This window comes from uncultured Phocaeicola sp. (genome assembly GCF_948499155.1).
GTDB classification, from domain to species: domain Bacteria; phylum Bacteroidota; class Bacteroidia; order Bacteroidales; family Bacteroidaceae; genus Phocaeicola; species Phocaeicola faecalis.
Map to the genome: position 1 here is coordinate 95,849 of NZ_CAOOSE010000006.1, position 16,884 is coordinate 112,732.

A 16,884-nucleotide genomic window follows, 5' to 3' on the forward strand; every position below is an offset into this window, starting at 1 on the left:
ATGGAACATCCTGAGAATAGTGAAGAATACAAAGGGTTGGTTGTTAATGCGGGCATTGAACAACCGTCCATCGTGAATCCTTATTTGAAATTCCGCAAGAAACCGCGCCGTCGTGAGTTCTCTGTGGAAGAGTATGTAGAAGGTATTGTGAAAGGTGACGTGACTGTCTTGAGCCAGGCTGTGACTCTGGTCGAGAGTGTGAAACCCGAACATCAGGCTATCGCTCAGGAGGTGATAGAAAAATGTCTGCCTTATTCCGGTCAGTCGATTCGTATCGGAATCAGCGGAGTGCCGGGCGCCGGCAAGAGTACTTCCATCGATGTATTCGGGCTGCATGTGCTTCAGCAAGGAGGAAAGTTGGCTGTCTTGGCTATTGACCCCAGCAGTGAACGTTCCAAAGGCAGTATTTTGGGCGACAAAACCCGCATGGAAAAATTGGCAGTTCATCCCAATGCTTTTATTCGCCCCAGTCCGTCGGCAGGCTCATTGGGCGGTGTGGCACGAAAGACTCGTGAAACGATTATCCTGTGCGAAGCAGGAGGGTTTGATAAGATATTCGTCGAAACGGTGGGAGTCGGTCAGAGTGAAACAGCGGTACACTCGATGGTGGACTTCTTTTTACTGATTCAGTTGGCGGGTACGGGTGATGAATTGCAAGGCATCAAACGAGGTATCATGGAGATGGCGGATGGCATTGTCATCAACAAGGCCGACGGCAATAACATAGAGAAAGCGAAACTGGCAGCGAGCCATTTTCGGAATGCGCTGCACCTGTTCCCGGCACCTGATTCGGGATGGTCGCCCAAAGTCCTGACTTATTCGGGCTTTTATGGCTTGGGCATCAAGGAGATATGGGATATGGTTGATGAGTATTTTGCTTTTGTGAAAGCGAACGGCTATTTTGAACAGCGCCGTAACGAACAGGCAAAATACTGGATGTACGAGTCTATCAACGAGCACCTGCGCGACAGCTTTTATAATAATGAGACAATAGCTTCTATGCTGGCTGTGAAGGAAGAGGAAGTGTTGAACGGAAAGTTGACTTCTTTTGTTGCGGCAAAGAAGTTGCTGGACGCTTATTATGATACGTTGAAGTGATACAGTAAAGGGGATGTATCAAAACTTTTCTTTTATCGAAGGGAGTGTGTCAAAACTAAACCAGCCTATCCAATCGTCAGTTGTAGGGGCAGGGTTTGCCTGCCCGAAGACACAAAGTAAACTGTTTTCGGGCGAGCGAACCTCGCCCCTACGAACGAAACGACAGCATTATCCACGTTTTGACCCCTTTTGACTTATGAGAGTTTCGAGACACCTTCTTTATTGTGTTGGTATGTTTTTATGGAATCATTATTTTCTGATGCCGCACTTCCGTTCCGTTCGAAATGCTTAAGTGATAAACTCCCGAAGCCCATGAGTACGACATCAGGTTAGTAGGGTCCGGGTTATAATAGTCACCATTGGCATCTGTTCCTGTGGCTATGTATTCTCCAAAAATATTCCATTCACAAGGACCGGTGGGAGTATCGGTCAGAATCAATATAGTCACTTCCTAATAAATAGAAATTGATTTTTGCAGAAGCGTAATAACCATTTAAATTAGTTATGACTGTTTGCGCTACTTCCTCTTTATTAAATCCCACTCCGCTAGAACTTCTAATGACATGGATATAAATATTTAAGGTATAAAATGCTATTGTTATTAAAAACGCGAGGAGTATTGAAATACCATGCCGGTGGGTCTGTTTCTATCGTTCCACAAGAAAAACTTTCAGGGATTGAACGGCTGACAATGTTTGAAGGAGATTCTTCTGTAGAAGTCATTTCCTCTAGTTCTTCACTGCAACCATATAGACAAGTAGCCGTGCATAATGCAAGCAGATAAGTAAAAAGTTTGTTCATAGTATTATGCATTTAAAATTAATTGTTTCGTATCAATTAGTAGGGACTTTCTGCCGGTTCTCTTTTCTGAATGTCTTTTAGATGGAGAGAGTAAATGTCAGTACCACCATGGCAACCTGTTATAGGCAATCTCGCTTCATAATATAAATATAAAAGGGTGCCACTGAAGGTAACATCACCTTCATAAGCCTTGTATTCATCCTTCATGTTTTCAATTAAAAAAGATATACTATCTTCATCTCCTGTTCGGAATTCCGGTTCGTCAACAGGGTAGATTATCCATCTTTTAAGGGAATTATCATACCTTAAATATCCTTTCAAATTCTCTCTTTCAAAAGGTTCTTGTTTTTCCTCCGGATAAATCCGTTTTACATCTCTGTCATCATCGCTGCAACCGTATGCTCCAACGAGCAGGCATAACACGAATAAATAATTTAAAATCTTCTTCATAAAGGTGGTGATTAAAAGGTTAATAATGGTTTTCTTGTATTTTATATAATGCAGCAGAATGTAAAATACTGCGTCTGGTCGTATGATTTTTATTAAAATGCATTGATAATAAATGATTTATAAAGTAGTACCAAAATTAAAGAGCTTTCGAATGAAACTTGAACAGGCTCTAAAAGACTAAAGTGTTTTATCAAAAGATTAAGGAGTTTTTAGCAAAGACCTTAGTCTTTTTTTTAAACTCCAAGGTCTTTTTGGAGGGGCGTTATAGTGCTGAAAAACGGATTTAATGCGTTGATAAACAATGCTTTGAATGCTTGTTCCTGTCTAGTTGGAAAATGGTGCTGGGTTTGCAAAGTGGTGATGTAGTAAAAGTGTTGAATAACAGTGTGTTGACTGTCTTATTTAGGCTCACTAGGTCCAGGGACCACCTTTATGCTTTTGTGACCCCGAATTTGTGCTCTTGAAAGAGGTTATTTTGTTGTTTATCAGTGGTTTTTCTTCGTTAAAAGCGGACAAGCCATAGTCTTTATGAGAAATAAGTATACATTTCAATCATATTGTCACGTTTCTTGCATTTTGCTTGTAGGGGCAGACCCATGTGTCTGCCTGAATGTATTCCTTTATTGTATTTGTGGATGTATTCGGGCGGATACATGGGGCCGCTCCTACTTGTGTTATCGGACTCTTTTCTCCATAGATGATTAATTAATTTACTTTTTCAGTTTTTGGATATTCCATGTTTTCACCCTTCGTTTTCCCCTGTTTAAGCCTGTTTTCATCCTCCGGTGAGGCAAAAAATACGGTATGTAGGCTTTGTACGCTTTACAGCTCTGATAATCAGTACTTTGGTGTGTTTCCACGGGACCAGAAAAGCATAAAGGTGGTCCCTGGGCCTAGTGGACCTAAAAATGATACTTATTTGATTGATAATAAGCTGATTATGTAAAGACCAAACAATCCGCCTCGGAGTTCATTATCTCTGAGCCGGATTGTGTTGGAATATTTTAAATCCTGTCGGGACTTATATTTTCTTTAAATGGAGAGTTCGTGAAGCACGTTCACCAGTTCTCTGTCGATGGGTTTGTCGTTCTTGATAGCTTTGGCAAAAGGTACATAGACAATTTTGTCATCATCAATACCAATCATCACGTTACGCTGGCCTTCGAGCAGTGCCTGGATACTGGCTACTCCCATGCGGCTGGCAATGATGCGGTCGTGTGCGGTAGGACGTCCTCCACGCTGCAAGTGTCCCAAGATGGTAACACGCACATCGTATTGGGGATATTCGTTTTTCACACGTTCTGCGTAATGCATGGCTCCTCCGGTAAGTTCGCTCTCGGCCACCAACACGATACTACTGCTTTTTGACTTGCGGAATCCGTGCTCGATAAATTCTTCCAACTGGTCTACTTCCGTACTGAATTCGGGGATGATGGCTGCTTCTGCTCCTGCGGCAATAGCGCCGTTCAATGCCAGGAAGCCTGCGTCACGTCCCATTACTTCGACAAAGAAGAGACGTTCGTGAGAGGTGGCGGTATCGCGGATTTTATCCACTGCGTCGAGAATGGTATTCAGTGCAGTGTCATAGCCGATGGTGGTGTCGGTGCCGTACAAGTCATTGTCGATTGTTCCCGGCAGACCGATACATGGCACGTCAAACTCCTGTGCGAATATGCGTGCACCGGTCAATGAACCGTCACCGCCGATGATGACCAAAGCGTCAATCTCGTGCTTCTTCATGTTCTCGTATGCTTGTGCACGTCCTTCGGGGGTTGTGAATTCCTTGCAGCGGGCGGTTTTCAGGATAGTACCTCCCATTTGTATGATGTTGCTGACATTTTGGCTCTTGAATTCCTGAATCTCATCTGTTACCAAGCCCTTATATCCTCTATAAATACCATATACTTTCAGTCCGTTATAGATAGCAGAGCGTGTCACTGCGCGAATGGCAGCGTTCATTCCCGGAGCATCCCCTCCGGATGTTAAGATACCGATACTTTTAATCGTTCCCATAAATACCCATTTTAATGTTTTTATGATGCAAAGTTAGCAATTTATCAGTTGGACAACGATAAAATATTATTTTTTATTGGTCTATTTTTCGTTTAGGATAACCTTTTTACACTCTTCCATCAACCATTTGGGCGTGGAAGTGGCTCCGCAAATGCCGATGGAATGTACATTCTTCAGTAGGTTGCGGTCTATTTCTTCCGGCTGGTCGATGAGGTAGGAGTTGGGATTAACCTTTTTACATTCCTGAAACAAGATTTTTCCATTGGAACTTTTACGGCCGCAAACGAAGAAGATGAGGTCGTGTGCTGCTGCAAATTTGCGGATATTCGGCATGCGGTTGGCCACTTGCCGGCAAATGGTGTCGAAGTATTCGAACGAAGCTTCGGGCGATATGTGTTCCTTGATATATTCCACAATCTGCCAAAACTCTTCCAAAGATTTCGTGGTCTGTGAATACAGTCGGATATCTTTGTTGAAGTCCAGATGTACCACTTCCTCCGGCTTTTCTATGACAATCGCTTTCCCATGTGTCTGTCCCACCAGTCCGAGTACTTCGGCATGGCCGTTTTTCCCGTAAATCACAATTTGTGTGTCATGGCTGTCGGGGGTGTTGTCAAACTCCTGTTTGATACGTTTTTGCAGCCGCAATACTACAGGGCAGGTTGCATCGATGATTTCGATATTGTTGGCTTTTGCCAGTGCGTATGTTTCAGGCGGTTCTCCGTGAGCGCGGAGCAGCACCTTGGCGTTATGCAGCTGGGCAAATTCTTCGTGGTTGATGGTGATGAGGCCCATCTTTTTCAGACGTTCGCATTCTTGTCCGTTGTGCACAATGTCTCCCAAGCAATAGAGCGTGGTGCCCTTTGCCAATTCCTCTTCTGCCTTTTTGATGGCGGTGGTTACACCAAAGCAGAAGCCCGAACTTTCGTCTATCTCTACATTAACCATTGGTTGCTTTTTGGAATTGTTCTGCCAGCCATTGTTTTTGTTCGGCAATGGTCATGTGGCTGTTGTCCAACAAAATAGCATCTTCAGCTTTCCGCAAGGGCCCCACTTCGCGGTTTTGGTCAATATAATCACGCTCTTCCACGTTTTTCAATATTTCGTCGTAAGAGGCTGACTGGCCTTTTGCTTTCAGCTCGTCGTATCGGCGCTGGGCGCGGATGGCGGCAGAGGCGGTTACGAAAATCTTCAGTTCGGCATCAGGAAAAACCACGGTTCCGATATCGCGTCCGTCCATCACGATTCCTTTCTCTCTGCCCATTTCCTGTTGCTGCTTCACCAGTGCTTCCCGAACAAATCCGAGGGCTGCCACCGGGCTCACGTGCGAAGAGACTTCCATGGTGCGGATGCGTTCTTCCACCTCTTCGCCATTCAGCAAGGTGACAGGGCGCTGGGTCTTCGGGTTCAGCCGGAAAGAGATTTTAATGTCGGGCAAGCGGTTGCGAAGCACCTCCTCCCGGATGCCGTTGTCTGTAAACAAACCGTTGTCGAGGCAGTATAAAGTAACGGCACGATACATGGCACCGCTATCTATATATATGTATCCTATTTCACGTGCCAAATCTTTGGCCATTGTGCTTTTCCCACAAGACGAGTAACCGTCGATGGCTATTGTTATTTTTTTCATATATAATTATGTATAGATGAGTATATTGCTTTATGCGGTTCAAAGATAGGGAAAAGTTAGGTGCCCTTCCATGAAAAAGAACTAAAATATAATGAATTAGCAAATTTTTACGGTGAAAATACTTTTTGTTTAAAAGAAAAGTGCTACATTTGCCCTGAATGAGAAACACTTAATTTTAAACAACAATTTATGGAAGTTAAAAAATCGCCCAAAGCAGATCTTGAAGGTAAGAAAAGTACCTGGCTGCTAATCGGTTATGTGTTTATCTTGGCTCTTATGTTTGTCGCTTTCGAATGGACTGATCGTGATAAGCAGGTGAGTACAGATACTGGTATAGCCGCAGTTGTATTTGAAGAAGAAATGGTTCCTATCACAGAACAGGAAGAACAACAGCAGGCTCCTCCTCCCGAAATTCCTAAAGCGGAAGAAATTATTGAAATCGTAGATAATGATGCTAAAGTGGAAGAAACAGTTATTCAGGCATCAGATGAAACGGAAAAAGCTGTGGAAGTTAAATATACACCGGTTGTAGTAGAAGAGGAAGAACCGGAAGAACAACAGATTTTCCAGATTGTAGAAGAAATGCCCGAATTCCCCGGCGGTATGGGAGAATGTTTGAAGTTCTTGATGAAGAATGCAAAATATCCGACCATCTCTCAGGAAAACGGTGTACAGGGTAAAGTATCAGTGAAGTTCGTTATCGAAAAAGACGGTTCTGTTGCTGATCCGGTTGTCGTTCGCGGTGTAGACCCTTACTTGGATAAAGAGGCTCTGCGTGTAGTGAAGACAATGCCGAAATGGAAACCCGGTAAACAACGTGGTAAACCGGTACGTGTAAGTTACACCGTGCCCGTAATCTTTAAATTACAGTAATCTTTGGATAAAAATCATGAAGAGGCTGCTCATTGGGTAGCCTCTTTTTTTAGTAATATATTTAATTCTTTTTCTTATGGCTTTTTTAGCGACCGAATTGTTGGATAAGATCAATGGCTATCTTTCTGAAATGACTTATATGCGTGAACCGAAAGGGTTGTATGCTCCTATAGAATATGTATTGTCGTTGGGTGGAAAGCGGATTCGTCCTGTCTTGATGTTGCTTGCTTATAATCTGTATAAGGAAGATGTGGACTGTATTTTGCCGCAGGCGGCAGGCATCGAGACTTACCATAATTATACTTTATTGCATGACGACCTGATGGACAAGGCTGATATGCGCCGCAATAAACCTACTGTTCATAAAGTATGGGATGACAATACGGCTATCTTGTCGGGAGACGCTATGCTGGTACTGGCCTATCGGTTGATGGCTGATTGTCAGGAAAGCTATTTGAAGCGGGTAATGGATGTCTTTACACAAACGGCTCTCGAGATATGTGAAGGACAGCAATGGGATATGGAGTTTGAGACCCGTACCGATGTGACGGTTCCGGAATATATAGAGATGATTCGTCTGAAAACCTCTGTATTGTTGTCGGCGGCATTGAAAATCGGAGCCGTTTTAGGAGATGCTTCCGAAGAGGATGCCCGCAAACTTTATGATTTCGGCATTCAGATGGGACTGGCCTTCCAGTTGCAGGACGATTATCTGGATGTATATGGTGACCCCAAAGTGTTCGGGAAGAATATTGGTGGTGATATCTTATGCAATAAGAAAACTTTTATGCTGATAAACGCATTGAACTTGGGTAATCCACGTCAGAAGGAAGAACTGAACCGGTGGATTTCGTGTACGGAGTATTGCCCGGAGGAGAAGATTAAGGCTGTGACCGGACTTTATAACGAGATTGGCATTGATAAAATCTGCGAAGGTAAAATCAATGAGTATTATTCAAAAGGACTCGCCTTGCTGGATGGCGTGAGTCTGCCGGCAGAGCGGAAAGAAGAATTGAAATCATTTGTTTGTCATTTAATGGATAGAAAAGTGTGATGATTGATACCCATTCCCATCTTTTTGCAGAAGAGTTTGTCGCAGACTTGCCACAAGTGATAGAACGTGCCAAGGCTGCCGGTGTCATGAAGGTCTTTATGCCCAACATTGATGATACAACCATTCGTGAACTGTTGGAAGTGTGTGCGGCATATAAAGGCTTTTGCTATCCGATGCTGGGCTTTCATCCGACATCGGTGGATGGTGGTTATAAAGCCCGCCTGATGCCGATGAAAGAGTTGCTGGTCGAAGGACATCCTTATATTGCCATTGGCGAGGTGGGGATGGATTTGTATTGGGATAAAACATACCTCAAAGAGCAGCAGGCGGTACTGGACGAACAGATACAGTGGGCACTGGAATATGATTTGCCTTTGATTATTCATTGCCGTGACGCCTTCCCCGAATTGTTTGAAGTACTCTCTCCTTATAAGGACACGAATCTGAGCGGTATCTTTCACAGTTTTACGGGCAGTGCGGAAGAAGCAAATCAGTTGTTGGACTATCCTGATTTTAGAATTGGAATAAACGGAGTGGTCACCTTTAAGAAGAGTACGTTGCCCGAAACACTGAAGAATGTTCCTTTAAGTAAAATTGTGCTCGAAACCGATTCTCCCTATTTGGCTCCTGTGCCCCACAGAGGGAAAAGAAACGAGTCTTCCTATATAAAGGAAGTCGCATTAAAGCTGGCGGAAATTTATGGCATGAGTTTGGCAGAAGTAGATGCCATAACGACCGATAACGCTTTAAAAGTGTTCAAAATGGCTGAATAAGTTTTTAAAGTTTATTAAATTTGAGGTGATATACCAATATTGAGGCGTCGAATTCTGTGTAAGACGAAAAAAAAGGATACATTTGTGACTGAAATCGCTTGCAATTCCCAAATTTCTTTGTAATTTGCACCCGATTTCAAAATGAGGATGTAAATGTGTCCCCTAAAAAGGAGAGATGCTCGAGTGGTTGAAGAGGCACGCCTGGAAAGCGTGTATACGCCAAAAGTGTATCGCGGGTTCGAATCCCGCTCTCTCCGCATTGCTATGGAAAAGGCAAAAAAGTGGAAAACAATTAAAACAATAAAATAACAATTAATTAATTAATCTTAAAAATTAGACACACAATGAAAAAGTTATTTGCAATTCTTGCAGTGATGGGAGTCCTTACTTTGGGATCAGTTCAGCCTATTATGGCTCAGGATGAAGCTCCGGCTCAAACAGAACAGACAACAGTAGTTGAAGAAGGTGGTGGTCTCCACAAAGAACTCAAAACTAAATTTATCGAAGGTTCTGCAGACTTTATGTCTTTGGTAGCTATCGCATTGGTTTTAGGTTTGGCTTTCTGTATTGAACGTATCATTTATTTAAGCTTGGCTGAAGTGAACACAAAGAAGTTGATGGCTAACATCGAAGCTGCTTTGGAAAAAGGTGATGTAGAAGCTGCTAAGACAGTATGTCGTAACACTCGTGGTCCGGTTGCCTCTATCTGCTATCAGGGCTTGATGAGAATCGATGAAGGTGTTGACGTTGTTGAACGCTCAGTTGTTTCTTACGGTGGTGTTCAGGCAGGTTACCTTGAAAAAGGATGTTCTTGGATTACATTGTTCATCGCAATGGCTCCGTCTTTGGGATTCTTGGGTACTGTAATCGGTATGGTTATGGCGTTCGATAAAATCCAGCAGGCAGGTGATATTTCTCCGACAGTTGTTGCAGGTGGTATGAAAGTGGCCTTGATTACTACTGTCTTCGGTTTGGTTGTAGCATTGATTCTTCAAGTATTCTATAACTACATCCTTTCTAAGATTGAAGCTATCACAAGCCAGATGGAAGATTCTTCTATCACATTGCTTGATATGATTATGAAATATAACTTGAAATACAAAAAATAATTAGAACAATGGCTAAGTTATCATATAGAATGTCCTACTATGCATTATATGTCTGTTTTGCACTGATTTTAGTGGTGCTCGGCATGTTCTACTTTGTAGGATATAATAACCCGGTCGGCGAATATAATGAGCCGGCTCATACAGAAACATTGATTTACTTGATGTATGCTATGTTTGGTATTTGTGTAGCTGTAACTCTTGTAGGAGCCATTGCACAATTCGGAGCTGCATTGAAAGATAATCCAATGAGTGCTGTTAAATCTTTGTTAGGTATCGTATTATTGGTGGTTGTATTGGTAGTTTCTTACGGTATGGGTTCTGATGCTACTATCATGACCGGTGACGGTCTTTATACTGATACTTTCTGGTTGAAGATTACTGATATGTTGATTTACTCTATCTATTTCTTGTTTGGAGTAGCTGCTATCGGTACTATCGTTAACTTGAGCGGTATCTTCAAAAAATAATAAACATTGATATTAACAATTAAAAAACGAAATAAGTAAAATGGCAAGAAAGAAAAGAGGCGTACCTGGGATTAACTCCAGTTCAACAGCCGATATTGCCTTTATGTTGCTTATTTTCTTCTTGATTACAACATCTATGGATACTGACCGTGGTTTGGCGAGACGTCTGCCGCCTCCCCCCGAACAGAATCAAAAAGATGATAATATCTTAAAGAAAGAACGTAATGTGCTCCAAGTACGTCTGAACAAAGACGACCAACTGATGTGTGGTAAGGAGTATATTGATATAAAGCAATTAAGAGAAAAGGCAAAAGAATTTATCGCCAATCCGTACGATGATGAAAATCTCCCGGAAAAACATAGAAAGAATATTCCTTTGTTGGGTGATTGTATGGTTACGGAACAGCATGTAATTTCTGTTCAGAATGACGTTGGTACCAGCTATCAGGCATATATCAATGTTCAGAATGAATTGGTGGCTGCATATAATGAACTTCGTGACGAACTGGGTAAGGCTAAGTTTGGCAAGGTTTATAATGAGTGTAACGAAGACGAACAGAAAGCGATTCGTGAATATTATCAGCAGAAAATTTCTGAAGCTGAACCTAAAAAGTATGGAGGTAAATAATGGGAAAATTTAATAAAACAGGTAAACGTGGAATGCCTGAATTGAATACCTCTTCTTTGCCTGACCTTATCTTTACTATGTTGTTCTTCTTTATGATTGTAACAACAATGCGTGAGGTTACATTGAAGGTTCAATTTAGAGTTCCGCAGGCTACAGAACTTGAAAAATTGGAAAAGAAGTCTTTGGTTTCCTTTATCTATATCGGTAGACCATTGCCCGAATTCCAAAAGAAAATGGGTGCTGAAAGCCGTATTCAGCTGAATGATAAATTTGCTGAAGTTTCAGAAGTTCAGGATTATATTTATCAGGAACGTGAAAACATGAAAGAAGAAGATCAGCCGTTTATGACAGTATCTATGAAGGTGGATAGCGAAACTAAGATGGGTATTGTACAGGATGTAAAACAGGCTCTTCGTCAGGCTTATGCTTTGAATATTAACTATTCTGCTACTCAACGTCAGTAAAATAGTTGATACATGATATGAAAAAAGGAAGTTGTTTTTGAGCAACTTCCTTTTTTTGTCTCTGTCTTAAAAAGAAGTATACGGTCAGACTGACTGACCATATACTTCTTTATATAGCGTATTCTTTACTTTTTCAAAGTCTTTCTCCATGTCTATATCTCCATAAGTCATCAGCAACATGGGCAGACCTGAGTCGCCGATGCGGTAGGGAGGTTGCATATATGGCTTTTCGTGGAGTGTGAAATTCAACCGCTTGTAGAAGTTGATACGCCGCATGCTCATCTCTTCTGTCGGCTCTTCTACTTCCAGAACGATGGGACCGTTCAGCTTGGCCTGGATACTCTCTAATACGCGTTTGCCGTAACCGCCGTTGCGCAGGGAGGGATCGATGGCAAAATGTTCGATGTAGTAAAAGTCTCCCATATTCCAATAACTGATCATGCCGACGGTTTTTCCGTCTTCCATTATCACATTGTTGCAGAAAAGGGGGTTACTGTCCGAATATTCACGTTGTTGGGGAGTGTCACGGCGTTCTTGTGCAGGAAACGCCGTGTGCATCAACTCTTCTACAAAACCGTATAGTTCTTGGTTTTCTGTCTTAACCTGTTTAATTTCAATCATTTCTGTCTTGGTTTAGCCATTTAATATATAACTTATTTCTCTGTATAAAAGTTTATCAGTCGTTCAAGTGCACGCTGGCAAACGGGGCAGAAAGCGGGTGCTTCGTTAATTTTCATTCTACATTCGGTGACCGGACGATAAATGCCTTTCTTTGTATAACCGGCTCCCTCATAAACCCCTACTTTGTTGTATATATCCGGTTCTTTGGTTGTCACCGGGGTGGGGATGGGAGTATTGGCAGGAACCATATCTTTCCATTTGCTTTCAAAGTTGACGAGGCTAGTGATGTTTTGTTCCCATGGCTCTACCTCGTAAGGATATTGCGGACTGGGTGCTTCTGTATATGCATATTCGTCTGCCAACCCTCCGAAACTATGGCCGAATTCATGCACTACTACTGGTTTGAACATCGGATGGTGGGCAGTGGTCAGTGTATAAGAGTTATAAATGCCTCCTCCTCCATAAGTGTCTGTATTGGCTAATATGATAATGTGTTCGTATGGAATGCCTGCCAACCAGTTATGGATGCTTTTTACCCGGCTTGTAGTCAGATAGCGGTCAGAGTAGAACGTGTTGAAATGAGAGCTGACGGCCGTAGATTTCCATTCGCCTTTGCCCGGCACACTCACGCCGCTGTCCTGTGACGGACTGGCTACCGCTACCACATTGAATTTATTTTTCAACTTCTTGAAAGGTTCGTGGCTGAATAAGGCATCGCAAGCTGTCTGTGCATCCTTATAGAAAAGATCCATTTCCTGTTCAGTGTAGCCTTCCGCCATAATAGCTACGTCGATGCAGTCTTCCGGACTGCCGCTTTGTAATAAGTAATGATGGGGAGTGATACGCGCCAATCCTCTCTGATGGATGAGGATATCATTGGGGTTGACTTCGTGCGTCAGAGAAGTGCTTACCTTATGATATACGTTTTTAAGGGCAATGGTAACGATTGCCTCTTTCTTGGGATAAGGAAGCAGGAAAGAGTTTTCAAACCCCTTTCTCACGCGGGAGGCTTCTTCTTCAGTCACCCATTCTTGAAAAAGGCTGGAAAAGGAGGTGCGGTAAATAACTTCCCCCGTCGCCTTGTCTTTCATGGTTATTTCACCGTTTCCTCCCAAGGGAATTTCGGACAAATGGTGTCGACGGCCTGCCCAGTCGGGAAGACTGGAGAGTTCGTCCAGATAAATATCCAGATGCTTGGCATCTCCCGTAAAGATGTAATCCACCCGAAGAGTCTTGTCTTCAAAGAAATCATCAAAATTCTGTGCGAAAGCAGCGATGCTCATAATGCTGCATAAAAGAAAAATAAGTGTCTTTTTCATGTCTTTTCTAATTTTGAACAAAGATACGACTTTCTATTAATTTATAAATATTCGTGCAATAAAAGTTATGGATTGCACAAATATTGTCGGGAAAAGTCATATCTTTGCAGAAAATTAAACTAAAAAGAATGGGACATCATCAATTAGACAGTTTGGATGAGCAAATATTGAAGTTGATAGCTGATAATGCTCGTATTCCGTTTTTGGAAGTTGCCCGTGCGTGCAATGTGTCGGGGGCGGCTATTCACCAGCGCATTCAGAAACTGACCAACTTGGGTATTCTGAAAGGTTCGGAGTATGTTATTGACCCGGAGAAAATCGGGTATGAAACATGTGCCTACATTGGTCTTTATTTAAAGGATCCTGAACAGTTCGATTCTGTCACGGAAGCGTTGAAAAAGATTCCGGAAGTAGTGGAATGCCATTTCACTACCGGACAGTATGACATGTTTATCAAGATATATGCCAAGAACAATCATCATTTGCTTAGCATTATCCATGATAAACTGCAACCGCTCGGTTTGGCTCGTTCAGAGACGATTATTTCTTTCAACGAAGCTATTAAAAGACAAATGCCTATTTTGGATTTGGCAGACGAGGATTAATGCTGTCTTATCTTCGTTCGTAGTTGATAAAACTATAAGGGTAGAGATGTTTCTCATCGGTCTGATGGTCTTCTCTACCTGTTTCTTTCCACACTTTGCCGTCTATTTCGGGGAAAAAGACATCCGCCTGCTTACTGTCGTCGTGTATCAATGTGATGTATAGACGATGGGTCAGCGGTAATGCTTCCTGATATACACTGGCACCTCCCATGATAAAGATTTCCTCTTCGGCATTGCAATGAGCCAGAGCTTCTTCTAATGAAGTGAAACATTCGGCACCCGCACAAACCAGTCCGGCTTGACGTGATAAAACGATATTCCGGCGGTTGGGCAACGCGCCTTTGGGCAGTGAATCAAAGGTTTTTCGTCCCATGATAACAGTGTGTCCGGTGGTGAGCGCTTTAAAACGCTTCAAGTCGTTGGGCAACCAATATAATAATTGGTTGTCCATGCCGATGGCATTGTTTTTTGCGATGGCTACTATGATAGACAGGTTATTCATCCTCTTGGGTATTACAGTGTTAAACAGATACTTTCCCGGCAATGTGGGGCCATGGGTCGTAATTCACCAGCTCGAAGTCTTCATACTTGAAACTGAATATATCCTTTACGTCGGGATTAATCCTCATTTGGGGGAGTGGACGCGGCTCGCGGGTGAGCTGTAATTTTACTTGCTCCAAGTGGTTCATATAGATATGTGTATCTCCCAGTGTGTGGACAAAATCACCCGCTTTGAGTCCGGTGACTTGTGCCATCATCTGCAATAGCAGGGCGTATGAGGCAATATTGAAGGGCACTCCGAGGAACGTGTCGGCACTGCGTTGGTACAGTTGGAGACTTAAACGTCCGTTGGCAACATAGAACTGAAAGAAAGCATGACAGGGAGGAAGATTCATATTGTTCAGGTCGGCTACATTCCATGCGCTGACAATGATACGCCGTGAATCGGGATTATGTTTGATTGTTTCTACCGCTTCGCTGATTTGGTCGATGAATCCGCCTTTATAATCAGGCCACGAACGCCATTGGTAACCATAGATATGTCCCAAGTCACCGTTTTCGTCCGCCCATTCGTTCCAAATACGTACTCCGTTGTCTTGCAGGTATTTCACGTTGGTATCTCCTTGCAGGAACCAAAGCAGTTCGTGTATGATGGATTTGAGATGTAACTTCTTGGTGGTTATACAGGGGAATCCTTCTTCGAGGTTAAAGCGCATTTGATGGCCAAACACACTGATGGTTCCCGTACCGGTCCGGTCTTCTTTATGGACCCCTTCGGTAAGGATACGGTCTAACAGGTCTAAATATTGTTTCATGTTCGGATTTTCATTTTACAGATTGCAAAAGTACACAATTTATCGGAAACTGACTACTCGTTGGACGCCTATAATGATGACTACTATCGTAGCAATCGCCAATGAAATGAAGTTTGTGTTGCTCATCAGATTGTAAGATTGCGACGTGATGACTTCTACAATGACACCGAACAAGAAATTGAAACCGTCAAACACATAGAACAGTATGCAGCAAAGTACGGTGCAGACTGCAGTGAGTGCATCGGACATCCACTTGGCATGTTCGGGCAACTGCCGTATCACCCGGCGTGAGAATCCGTTGTCTTCTATTTCATGCTTGTTGGCTTGCATGAATTGGCTAATCAATTTATCATCATTTTCCATCATAACCATTTTGTTTTAAGAAGTTAGAAAGTTTTTCTTTTCCACGTGAGAGGTGGGATTTGACAGTTCCGGCAGGCATACCGGTTACTATCGCTATCTTTTCTATCGGGAGATCCTCCATAAAGAACAGAGTGATGCACGTTCGCTCTGCCTCTTTCAGTCGGCTCAATCCCCGATATATGTCCATTTGTTCGCCTACTTTGGCTTGTTCCACTTGGTAGGAGGCGTCTATTTCCCAGTCTTCCAGTCCCGAAGTTTCTTTCTTACTGCGAATATAGTCATAAAATACATTATAAGCAATACGATAAAGCCAAGTGGAGAAATTAGACAGGTTCTTGAACGAGCTCAGATGGGTGTATGCCTTCAAGAAAGTTTCCTGCGCCAAGTCATCGCTCAGCTCTTCGTCACCCAATGTCTGGTGGAGGAAGAAGCGGCGCACGGGCGATTGATACTTTTTGACCAAAGTATCAAACGCCCGGGTGTTTTTGAAGACCACCACTTGTGCTACCAACGATATGTCGTTGAGTTGCCCCATTCTTTATTGTTCGTTGTGTGGAGTGTCTTCGTGTTCATCCCCGTTCATCCGGATGGGAGAGGAATCGTCTTTTTTATGCTTGCGGGGAGCGGTGGTATAAGCAATCAGTACTTGTCCTATTCCCATACAGAAGATAAGGAAACCGATAGCGGCCAGTCCTTTGACACCAGTCATGACCCATAGGAAAACTCCCAGTCCGATACCTAAAAAGATATGGGTGATTCCCTTGGTCATAATTTCGTTGTTGCGGTTTCTCTCATTGAAGAGTTCTTGCGGAATGCTGTGCCCTGCAGCGAGCGCTTCGGCTGCCAGTTTGTATTTGGCTTGTTTGTTCTTATATCGGAACCATAGTGTGATAGCGACGATAAACAGTGGCAACCCGAATATCATAATGACGGAAATCAGTACAATAATTCCACCCATATCGTTCGACATATTTTCTTCAAAGAAACTAAAATCGGTATTTGAATGGGCGTCAGTTGGGTCGTAAGTATCCACATCGCTTAGTTCGCTTACCACTACAGTATCCATTCGTGTACTGTCATTAGCCGAAGGAACCAGTTTTATCTTTTCTGCAGAAGCCGTCAGGCTGTATCCAATCAGGAAGGCAAAGATTAAAAAGATCTGTTTCATACGTTTTATCTATTTATTATTATTTTCTATGAGTTAGACGGAAGATGACTTCCTTTTGGTTGCAAATAGACGAAATATTTTTCATAAAACAGAGAAAAAGATGGTATTTCCTTTGTCTGGGCGGCATAAGCC

Annotated in this window: 21 protein-coding genes and 1 tRNA gene; 10 read left to right on the forward strand and 12 right to left on the reverse strand. The window is 42.8% G+C overall.

What is annotated here, in order from left to right:
- Positions 1 to 1,098 (forward strand): methylmalonyl Co-A mutase-associated GTPase MeaB, encoded by a 1,098-nt coding sequence (gene meaB / locus QYT14_RS06695; RefSeq protein ID WP_288324566.1) that lies wholly within the window; start codon positions 1 to 3, stop codon positions 1,096 to 1,098.
- A 238-nt stretch (positions 1,099 to 1,336) separates the two neighbouring features.
- Here the strand turns inward: meaB and QYT14_RS06700 are convergent, their stop codons facing one another.
- The 5 genes from QYT14_RS06700 to cmk all read right to left on the reverse strand — a co-directional run bounded on the left by QYT14_RS06700 (position 1,337) and on the right by cmk (position 5,992).
- Positions 1,337 to 1,546, reverse strand: coding sequence for a hypothetical protein (locus QYT14_RS06700; protein ID WP_237039623.1), 210 nt, complete (start codon positions 1,544 to 1,546; stop codon positions 1,337 to 1,339).
- Between the two features lie 389 nt (positions 1,547 to 1,935).
- On the reverse strand, positions 1,936 to 2,349 hold the full coding sequence (locus QYT14_RS06705; RefSeq protein ID WP_288324567.1) for a hypothetical protein: 414 nt from the start codon (positions 2,347 to 2,349) through the stop codon (positions 1,936 to 1,938).
- 1,032 nt (positions 2,350 to 3,381) lie between these two features.
- Entirely contained in the window at positions 3,382 to 4,362 is a 981-nt protein-coding gene (pfkA, locus tag QYT14_RS06710; protein ID WP_005845845.1) for a 6-phosphofructokinase, read from the reverse strand.
- A gap of 81 nt (positions 4,363 to 4,443) precedes the next feature.
- Positions 4,444 to 5,310: a 4-hydroxy-3-methylbut-2-enyl diphosphate reductase gene (locus QYT14_RS06715; RefSeq protein ID WP_288324568.1), complete on the reverse strand. Its 867-nt coding sequence runs from the start codon at positions 5,308 to 5,310 to the stop codon at positions 4,444 to 4,446.
- Positions 5,303 to 5,992: a (d)CMP kinase gene (cmk, locus tag QYT14_RS06720; RefSeq protein WP_237039982.1), complete on the reverse strand. Its 690-nt coding sequence runs from the start codon at positions 5,990 to 5,992 to the stop codon at positions 5,303 to 5,305. The genes QYT14_RS06715 and cmk overlap by 8 nt, the downstream gene beginning before the upstream one ends.
- Positions 5,993 to 6,181: 189 nt before the next feature.
- Between cmk and QYT14_RS06725 the strand changes: the two genes are divergently transcribed.
- The 8 genes from QYT14_RS06725 (at position 6,182) to QYT14_RS06760 (ending at position 11,360) form a co-directional block, all read left to right on the forward strand.
- Positions 6,182 to 6,865 carry an energy transducer TonB gene (locus tag QYT14_RS06725; protein WP_288324569.1) on the forward strand — a complete coding sequence of 228 codons (684 nt, stop codon included), beginning with the start codon at positions 6,182 to 6,184 and terminating at the stop codon, positions 6,863 to 6,865.
- Positions 6,866 to 6,941: 76 nt separating this feature from the next.
- Positions 6,942 to 7,919: a polyprenyl synthetase family protein gene (locus tag QYT14_RS06730; RefSeq protein WP_288324570.1), complete on the forward strand. Its 978-nt coding sequence runs from the start codon at positions 6,942 to 6,944 to the stop codon at positions 7,917 to 7,919.
- Positions 7,919 to 8,692: a TatD family hydrolase gene (locus tag QYT14_RS06735; protein WP_288324571.1), complete on the forward strand. Its 774-nt coding sequence runs from the start codon at positions 7,919 to 7,921 to the stop codon at positions 8,690 to 8,692. Before QYT14_RS06730 ends, QYT14_RS06735 begins: the two co-directional genes overlap by 1 nt.
- A gap of 169 nt (positions 8,693 to 8,861) precedes the next feature.
- A tRNA-Ser gene (locus tag QYT14_RS06740) sits at positions 8,862 to 8,949 on the forward strand.
- A gap of 87 nt (positions 8,950 to 9,036) precedes the next feature.
- Positions 9,037 to 9,801, forward strand: coding sequence for a MotA/TolQ/ExbB proton channel family protein (locus QYT14_RS06745; RefSeq protein ID WP_288324572.1), 765 nt, complete (start codon positions 9,037 to 9,039; stop codon positions 9,799 to 9,801).
- An 8-nt stretch (positions 9,802 to 9,809) separates the two neighbouring features.
- Positions 9,810 to 10,268, forward strand: a complete 459-nt coding sequence (locus QYT14_RS06750; RefSeq protein WP_288324573.1) for a hypothetical protein — start codon at positions 9,810 to 9,812, stop codon at positions 10,266 to 10,268.
- A 40-nt stretch (positions 10,269 to 10,308) separates the two neighbouring features.
- Complete coding sequence (locus QYT14_RS06755; protein ID WP_237039988.1) at positions 10,309 to 10,896, forward strand: biopolymer transporter ExbD; 588 nt, start codon at positions 10,309 to 10,311, stop codon at positions 10,894 to 10,896.
- On the forward strand, positions 10,896 to 11,360 hold the full coding sequence (locus QYT14_RS06760; RefSeq protein ID WP_237039989.1) for a biopolymer transporter ExbD: 465 nt from the start codon (positions 10,896 to 10,898) through the stop codon (positions 11,358 to 11,360). The genes QYT14_RS06755 and QYT14_RS06760 overlap by 1 nt, the downstream gene beginning before the upstream one ends.
- Before the next feature lie 84 nt (positions 11,361 to 11,444).
- Here QYT14_RS06760 and QYT14_RS06765 read toward each other — a convergent pair whose 3' ends face one another.
- A complete protein-coding gene (locus QYT14_RS06765) occupies positions 11,445 to 11,981 on the reverse strand; it encodes a GNAT family N-acetyltransferase (protein ID WP_288324574.1) in 537 nt (178 codons plus the stop codon).
- 32 nt (positions 11,982 to 12,013) lie between these two features.
- A complete protein-coding gene (locus QYT14_RS06770; protein WP_288324576.1) occupies positions 12,014 to 13,300 on the reverse strand; it encodes an IgA Peptidase M64 in 1,287 nt (428 codons plus the stop codon).
- A gap of 128 nt (positions 13,301 to 13,428) precedes the next feature.
- Here QYT14_RS06770 and QYT14_RS06775 point away from each other — a divergent pair, with 128 nt between their 5' ends.
- Entirely contained in the window at positions 13,429 to 13,905 is a 477-nt protein-coding gene (locus QYT14_RS06775; RefSeq protein WP_237039992.1) for an Lrp/AsnC ligand binding domain-containing protein, read from the forward strand.
- Between the two features lie 7 nt (positions 13,906 to 13,912).
- Here QYT14_RS06775 and QYT14_RS06780 read toward each other — a convergent pair whose 3' ends face one another.
- From QYT14_RS06780 to QYT14_RS06800, 5 genes are read right to left on the reverse strand one after another with little or no spacing between them, the layout of a single operon-like run.
- A complete protein-coding gene (locus tag QYT14_RS06780) occupies positions 13,913 to 14,407 on the reverse strand; it encodes a dihydrofolate reductase (RefSeq protein WP_237039993.1) in 495 nt (164 codons plus the stop codon).
- A gap of 19 nt (positions 14,408 to 14,426) precedes the next feature.
- Positions 14,427 to 15,221, reverse strand: a complete 795-nt coding sequence (locus tag QYT14_RS06785; RefSeq protein ID WP_237039994.1) for a thymidylate synthase — start codon at positions 15,219 to 15,221, stop codon at positions 14,427 to 14,429.
- A 39-nt stretch (positions 15,222 to 15,260) separates the two neighbouring features.
- The gene (locus tag QYT14_RS06790) at positions 15,261 to 15,587 is read right to left on the reverse strand and encodes a DUF5056 domain-containing protein (protein ID WP_237039995.1); all 327 of its coding nucleotides are present in this window, start codon (positions 15,585 to 15,587) and stop codon (positions 15,261 to 15,263) included.
- The gene (locus tag QYT14_RS06795) at positions 15,574 to 16,119 is read right to left on the reverse strand and encodes an RNA polymerase sigma factor (protein WP_288324577.1); all 546 of its coding nucleotides are present in this window, start codon (positions 16,117 to 16,119) and stop codon (positions 15,574 to 15,576) included. Before QYT14_RS06795 ends, QYT14_RS06790 begins: the two co-directional genes overlap by 14 nt.
- 3 nt (positions 16,120 to 16,122) lie before the next feature.
- Positions 16,123 to 16,752 carry a DUF6249 domain-containing protein gene (locus QYT14_RS06800; RefSeq protein WP_288324578.1) on the reverse strand — a complete coding sequence of 210 codons (630 nt, stop codon included), beginning with the start codon at positions 16,750 to 16,752 and terminating at the stop codon, positions 16,123 to 16,125.
- Positions 16,753 to 16,884: the final 132 nt, after the last annotated feature.